The organism is Ferdinandcohnia sp. SAFN-114 (assembly GCF_059415045.1).
In genome coordinates, this window is record NZ_JBPFDQ010000030.1 from 48,618 (window position 1) to 55,214 (window position 6,597).

Here is a 6,597-nt window from a genome sequence, read left to right on the forward strand (position 1 = left end):
TTTATGTCATCCGTTCATCCAGTTCTTTTGCATGAATATTCAGGTTAATATATTTCCTTTTTTTCATAGTTGTATTCTTATTGATTTCAGGCTTTCCTAAAAATACCCGTCCAATAAATAAAATACAGATCGCTACTCCTAATACAAACATCGCTTTTCCAAGCTGTTGTTGGGCTGTCACTAAGTAGTTATTACAAAGACGGACTGGTGATACTGAATAAAGCCAGCTCATCACAAAAATCATAGAAATCAGATTAGCCCAAATAAAGGCTTTACTTATCGGACCTAGCAGTTGCCAACTATAAAACAAGAGTACCCCCACAAGAAGTGATAGGCTCATATATTTCGCAATCTCCATGATTGGCTCATTAAGTGCGGCATCTACTGACCTAGGCAACAGCCAAAAACCTACAACGCATATTGCTGTAAATATACCCGCAATACCATTTTCATTGTAAAACACGAAGAAACCTCGCCATTTTCTCGGAAACCCTTTTGCAAGAAAAAATCCACTTCCTATTAATAGTGGATATTGAATAAGCATTGTTCCAACCATACTCTCTTCTAACAAAGACATTATATACGGAAGTGAAACGAATAGAAGTAAAAGTAGCCCTATCATTACATATCGAAAACGGTACATATTTTCACCTCTAGAATAGGATAGAATCCATGTATTCCACAACAACTTGTGGTGTTTGGTAATCAAAGATATTCGTTAATTTTCCATCTGGATTAATCACATAAAATGCAGAATTGTGCTCATAGCCCCCGTATTCATTAGGGATAACTACTACTTCAAGGGCGTCAAGGACATTCTTTAATTCCTGCTCATCCTGAATAGTGGCCATTTTCCAATGCTCCCCATCTGCACCAAAATGATTAGAATATGATTTTAATACCGTCGGAGAATCATTCTCTGGGTCAAAGCTTATGCTTACAAGCACAACTTCTTTCCCTAGGACATCATTAGGGATATTTTCATAAATTTCTGCAAAATTTCTTTCTAAAACCGGACATACGTCCCCACACGATGTATACATGAAGGTTAAAAGCGTATATTTCCCTTTTAACTCTTGTAGTTGAAAGTTTTCTGAATTGGAATCAATTAATGTAGCAGATGGGAGCTTTGGCTGCTCCCTTTCTAATTCAATAATTCTTGCTTTCTCAGCCGTAAAAGCCCGTAATCCATCTGTACCTATCCATAGCAATGAAAGACCCGCTACAAGTGCAAATAGAATACCAATACTTTTACGCAACATGACGATCTGATCCTATTTTTTCTTTAAATTTATAATCAATTGACCTGCAGAAATTCCAAAAGCGGATTATAAATATCAATACAGCTAAGACTATAAAGATACCGAAAATAGCTCCCATACGGTCATATGGAATCCACTCTGGAAAATGCTCCGCCCATCTTCTTGGAGCTCCGACCTTACCGGAAAATAGAAAAGATCCACATAATCCAATGAAAAACATGATGTATACCCAAAAGCTAATTCCATCAATTGCTGTTTCCTTCTCTTTTTTATTCACTTTTGCCAAGTAATACATAAATCCAAATAACATCGCAGTTGCACCTAATCCCATATACATATGGAAATGACCTGGTACCCATTTTGTGTTATGCATGACATGGTTTACAACAATTGTTGCATCAATAATTGCTGGTACGACTCCGATTACCCAACCAAACATGGATAAAAACATGAACGAAGAGGCAATGTCCCATTTAATTCCTGAACGATAGACAATCATTAGCGCACCGTATGCTGTGATAACTAATACTGGTAATCCGTTTGCATAGGAGAGTACTTGTCCAATTATAATCATCCACTTTGGTAATGCAAAGTCCATTAACAAGTGATGAGTATAGATAGTAATCGTAAATAATGTTGAACAGTTCCACGCAATTAAGAATGGGCGGTTTGCCTTCCATGGACGATTTGTATAAGCCGCTAATATCTCATAAACTGCGATAACTCCCATGTAAATAATAGAGTTTGCAAAGATATGACCAAATGCATATGTTAGATTTTTTGCAAGCATTGGATCAATTGTGATTGTTGGAATATATAGATTAATAAGGTTCATAACGAGTGCTGTTGCACCTGCGATTAATGCAGTGGTGTTTACAATTGAAACCATTGTACTAGCAACGACAGTAGCTGGGGGACCATAGCCCTTTACCTTACCGAAGACAATAGACCATCCTAAACCTTCTCCTAAACTTCCATATTGTTTAATAATCGCTCTAGCAACATCCAAATTTAACAATAAGAATCCTACCCCAAGTATGAGCATACCACCTAAATATAGTGTTGCTCCCGCCATCTCCCATCCACCAGCAGAGATAGCTGGTAGCGGATATAAAAACGTCCAAGCTCCTGCAAAGTCAAATACAAATATTCCTACCAATACCATTAGGACACCGATAATGAATGTGATAAAATTTGTGATTAAAATAGCTTTGCTTAATTTTACATATTTACTTAAGAAGAACCACATGACTGCAGCTGCGGCTAATGCTGCGGCCCCTATCATTCCCGTTCCATGGACGGTCATAATTTCATAAAAGAATGCAGGGTCCACATCAATCATTTTTCCTTGTGCAAATAGCATTAACACTCCGAATACCATCATTGAGAAAATGATGAGGCTACCTGTTAATAGATAAATAGCGATTGTTTTGTTTCGAGAGTTATTTGTCGCTCCCATTACCATATTAGTAGACATTGTTAACCCCCTCCTTAATTTGTTACGACAATTTCACCAACCATGAGATGGTGAGCAAGCCCACAGTATTCCATACATAATATTTGATATGTCCCAGGCTCCGAGAATGTGTAGTAAATCGTATTAGTATAATCTGGCATTGCCTGAGTTTGTGCTAATAAATTCATGTCTTTGTCATAGATACCAAAGCCATGGTTAACATCTAAGCTTGTGATATCGAATTCAATTGGCTCCCCCACTTTGAATTCCGTTAGACTCATGTTCCATCCAAATTGAACGGCTTCAACATCGACAATGACTGGATTTTCTTCTTGTCCATATACCGGTCTTTCAAATGGAAGATCCTGTAGTGTAAAATACGTTAAAGTTCCAAATACAACGAGTAGAACTAAGAAATAAATCGTTCTAAAACGGTACCATTTTTTCTGAATTGGTTCATACTCTCTTCGCTTATTGGTTTTTAATACGACGGTAATAAAAATAACTGTAATTAAGGCCATTAAAATAATGGAAAGATACCAAGCGGCTGTTTGGTACAAAGAAACCCCCTCCTAATTTCTCTTTTCAGCAAGATTGTCACATATTGCTCGGCCATAAATCTGTTAAGTTTGTCACAAAATGGGACTGAAACAAAAAAAGACACATTCTTGTCAAGAATGCATCTTTATATAACGACTATTTAATTAAGTAGGTTAACGCTAGCATTAGGAATGAGATGAAGACCGTTGTTAATACCCATAGCCAGGCCAATTCCATATTTCCGGTATCAATGGCAACATAGATTGCTGTTGGCAGTGTTTGTGTTTTTCCTGGTATATTACCAGCAAACATCAGGGTTGCACCAAACTCCCCAAGTGCTCTAGTAAAACTCAAGATAAAACCCGTTACAATTGCTTTCAACGATAAAGGAATCGAAATGAACAGAAATATACTAAATTCATTTGCTCCATCCGTTCTTGCCGCATCCTCAATATCTGTATTTACTGTTTGAAATCCCGTCTTTACGGATTGGTACATTAACGGAAAGGCAACAACAGTCGAAGCAATAACAGCTGCCCACCACGTAAACATAATCGGTTGTCCTGTTAATTTCTCAAGAAACGTTCCTACAAAACTATTTCGTCCAAAAATCACAATTAATAAAAAACCAACAACCGATGGAGGCAAAACCAGTGGCAGCATTAACAATGTTTCCAGAAAGAGCTTTCCTTTAAATTGCTTATGTGCCATCCATTTGCCTATGATTAGGCCAAGGAGTAAGACAATACAACCTGCCGTTATGGCGATGGTGATCGATAATTTAATAGGTGACCAAAAAGTAAGTTCCATTATACAAACCTCAATTGTTAAAAATTGTTCAAAATGTCAGGAATCCTTATTTTCCAAGGTATTATGCTTCAAAAATGAAGTAAGTGTGATTTATTATACACCTACTGTCTGCCTAACATTATATGATTTTCTTAGAAACAAGTATAGCATTCCTATTTGGAAGGTGGTACCTATGAGTCAATTAGCATTACATCAATCAACCATTTCAGATGAATTAACCGAGCTTCTTAAATCAGCTAATCAAGTCATCAATATGAAAAAAGGAACCTATTTATTTCGTGAAGGAATGAAAGCTTCTGAACTCTATCTGATTCTATCAGGGCGTGTAAAGGTAAGTAAAGGGACATCGGATGGCAATGAGTTATCGCTTCGAATCTGTAGCCAAAATGAAATCGTTGGGGAGTTGACCCTATTTACAGATCAACCTAAATATTTATTTGATTGCAGGATATTGGAGGATTGTGAAGTTGCTGTAATTCAAAAGGATGAATTAGAAAAAAAACTCTTTGAAAATACAACACTAGCATTTGAATTTATGAAGTGGATGAGTGATCATTTCCGAAAAACACAAACAAAGTTTAGAGACCTTGTTTTATTAGGCAAAAAAGGAGCATTATATTCCACATTAATTAGGATGACCAACAGCTATGGGGTTGAAAAGGAAAACGGCACTTTAATTGACCTACGTCTGACCAATCAGGAACTAGCTAATTTTTGTGCAACCACAAGAGAAAGTGTAAACCGGATGCTGCATGATTTACGAGTGAAGGATATTATTTCTGTTCACAAGGGCTATATCACTATTCACAATTTAGGATATATCAAAAAAGCAATACAGTGCGAGGAATGTCCAGCTAAATATTGTAGTATTGAATAACCTAAAGAAAAGACCCACGGGCTCCATGGGTCTTAGATATTTTAATGTAATGTTCTTTCTTTTTTACGAAATGCTTCAGGAATATATACACAGAATGGTTCACTCTCCATGTAATCGCCGGTCATGGCATATGCACGAGAACGGGATCCACCGCATATATGTCTAAATTCACATACTCCGCATTTCCCTTTATATTTGTCAGGATTACGCAAATCTTTGAAGATTGGGGATTCACGATAAATTTCAGCAAGTGGAGTCTCACGAACATTCCCTGCTTTTACAGGTAATAGACCACTCGGATACACATCTCCAGTATGAGAAATAAAGACAAACCCATTCCCATCGTTTACACCTTGTGGCGCTCTTCCAAGTCCATCAATTTGCCCCGTTTTCCCTTGCATAAGTGCGTCTTCATAACGGATTTGTTGTTTTGCATCCTTTGTTTCACGCAATTTTGATTGTATAACGACACGGCGATAGTGTTGTGCAGCAGTCGTTTTTATATCAAATTTCACACGTTTACTTAGGTCATACAACCAGCGAAATACCTTTTCATGTTCAACCGGAGAAATCATATCCGTTTCTTTTCCACGACCAGTAGGTACTAGGAAAAAGACGCTCCATAGTACACAATCGAGGTCCTCAACTAATTTTGCCATTTCATCTAATGCATGGACATTGTATCTTGATATTACAGTGTTGATTTGAATTGGAATTTCAAGTTCATGTAAATATTTAATGGCTCTCATTGTTAAATCGAATGAACCATTTGTTCCGCGGAAATGGTCATGAATTTCAGCAGTTGGACCATCTAAGCTAAATGCCCAGCGAGCTAATCCTACTTCTTTCGCCTTTTGAATGGCTTCTTTTGTTACATTTGGTGTCGCACTTGGTGTCATGGAAACGCGCACACCTTTTTTAATTGCATATTCGGCAATGTCATAAACGTCAGGCCGCATTAACGGGTCCCCACCTGTGAATACAAGCATCGGATTATTCATCTCATATATTTGGTCGATTAGCTTTTTCCCCTCTTCAAAGGAAAGCTCTCTAGGGTCTCTTTTATACTGTGCTTCGGCACGGCAATGTAAACATTTTAATTGGCAAGCCCTTGTAAGCTCCCAAATCACAATAAACGGATCTTTGTTATAGTCTCTTTCAAACATGAGGCAAACCTCCCTTGTTAATGTACACATTTTAGCATTATAAAATAGTAAGCAATGTGAGGTACATCACAGAAAACGGAGGTGTTTAAAATTGTTCACAAATTAAGAAAAGCGCAAGCGCCTTGAAATTGAACGTCTACTAACTACTGCCACGTCCTGTGGCAAACGTAGACGCCAGCACATCATGTGCAAGTCCGAAAAGCATAAGAAAAGCTGGCGAGAAGGATGGATTTAATCCTCCTTGACTGATTGGCTTATGGCCTCAAGGGTTTAGGCGCTGGAGCTAGACATCAATACTATATGAAATTGAAATGAAGAAATACTCTTTGAAGAAATTAAATGTAATTGAGGGTTAACACTACTGCTACAAGTAGGTTTGGAGCCCCCAAGAGGAAAAACAAATAGGAATATTGAACTGACCTAGCCAAATGAGACATATATAAAACACCTATCCATATTAAATTTAACACTTTTTCATTAATTTGA

Annotated in this window: 7 protein-coding genes; 1 reads left to right on the top strand and 6 read right to left on the bottom strand. The window is 37.4% G+C overall.

Annotated elements, in window-relative coordinates:
• Position 1: 1 nt before the first annotated feature.
• From ACR65M_RS11625 to modB, 5 genes are all read right to left on the bottom strand, one after another.
• On the bottom strand, positions 2–622 hold the full coding sequence (locus tag ACR65M_RS11625; protein WP_440273382.1) for a hypothetical protein: 621 nt from the start codon (positions 620–622) through the stop codon (positions 2–4).
• 31 nt (positions 623–653) lie between these two features.
• A complete protein-coding gene (locus ACR65M_RS11630; RefSeq protein ID WP_121445434.1) occupies positions 654–1,262 on the bottom strand; it encodes an SCO family protein in 609 nt (202 codons plus the stop codon).
• Positions 1,252–2,739 carry a cbb3-type cytochrome c oxidase subunit I gene (locus tag ACR65M_RS11635; RefSeq protein WP_440273383.1) on the bottom strand — a complete coding sequence of 496 codons (1,488 nt, stop codon included), beginning with the start codon at positions 2,737–2,739 and terminating at the stop codon, positions 1,252–1,254. Before ACR65M_RS11635 ends, ACR65M_RS11630 begins: the two co-directional genes overlap by 11 nt.
• 14 nt (positions 2,740–2,753) lie before the next feature.
• On the bottom strand, positions 2,754–3,278 hold the full coding sequence (locus ACR65M_RS11640) for a cupredoxin domain-containing protein (RefSeq protein ID WP_440273384.1): 525 nt from the start codon (positions 3,276–3,278) through the stop codon (positions 2,754–2,756).
• A gap of 136 nt (positions 3,279–3,414) precedes the next feature.
• Entirely contained in the window at positions 3,415–4,068 is a 654-nt protein-coding gene (gene modB / locus ACR65M_RS11645) for a molybdate ABC transporter permease subunit (RefSeq protein WP_121445437.1), read from the bottom strand.
• Positions 4,069–4,240: 172 nt separating this feature from the next.
• Here modB and ACR65M_RS11650 point away from each other — a divergent pair, with 172 nt between their 5' ends.
• On the top strand, positions 4,241–4,945 hold the full coding sequence (locus tag ACR65M_RS11650) for a Crp/Fnr family transcriptional regulator (protein WP_440273385.1): 705 nt from the start codon (positions 4,241–4,243) through the stop codon (positions 4,943–4,945).
• A gap of 41 nt (positions 4,946–4,986) precedes the next feature.
• Here ACR65M_RS11650 and ACR65M_RS11655 read toward each other — a convergent pair whose 3' ends face one another.
• Positions 4,987–6,111, bottom strand: coding sequence for a TIGR04053 family radical SAM/SPASM domain-containing protein (locus tag ACR65M_RS11655; RefSeq protein ID WP_440273386.1), 1,125 nt, complete (start codon positions 6,109–6,111; stop codon positions 4,987–4,989).
• Between the last annotated feature and the right edge of the window lie 486 nt (positions 6,112–6,597).

What these genes read in the sequence shown, in the direction of transcription:
- ACR65M_RS11635 (WP_440273383.1), bottom strand. Translation starts at nt 2,739, where the DNA reads ATGTCTACTAATATGGTAATGGGAGCGACAAATAACTCTCGAAACAAA.
- modB (WP_121445437.1), bottom strand. Translation starts at nt 4,068, where the DNA reads ATGGAACTTACTTTTTGGTCACCTATTAAATTATCGATCACCATCGCC.
- ACR65M_RS11650 (WP_440273385.1), top strand. Translation starts at nt 4,241, where the DNA reads ATGAGTCAATTAGCATTACATCAATCAACCATTTCAGATGAATTAACC.
- ACR65M_RS11655 (WP_440273386.1), bottom strand. Translation starts at nt 6,111, where the DNA reads ATGTTTGAAAGAGACTATAACAAAGATCCGTTTATTGTGATTTGGGAG.
- ACR65M_RS11625 (WP_440273382.1), bottom strand. Translation starts at nt 622, where the DNA reads ATGATAGGGCTACTTTTACTTCTATTCGTTTCACTTCCGTATATAATG.
- ACR65M_RS11630 (WP_121445434.1), bottom strand. Translation starts at nt 1,262, where the DNA reads ATGTTGCGTAAAAGTATTGGTATTCTATTTGCACTTGTAGCGGGTCTT.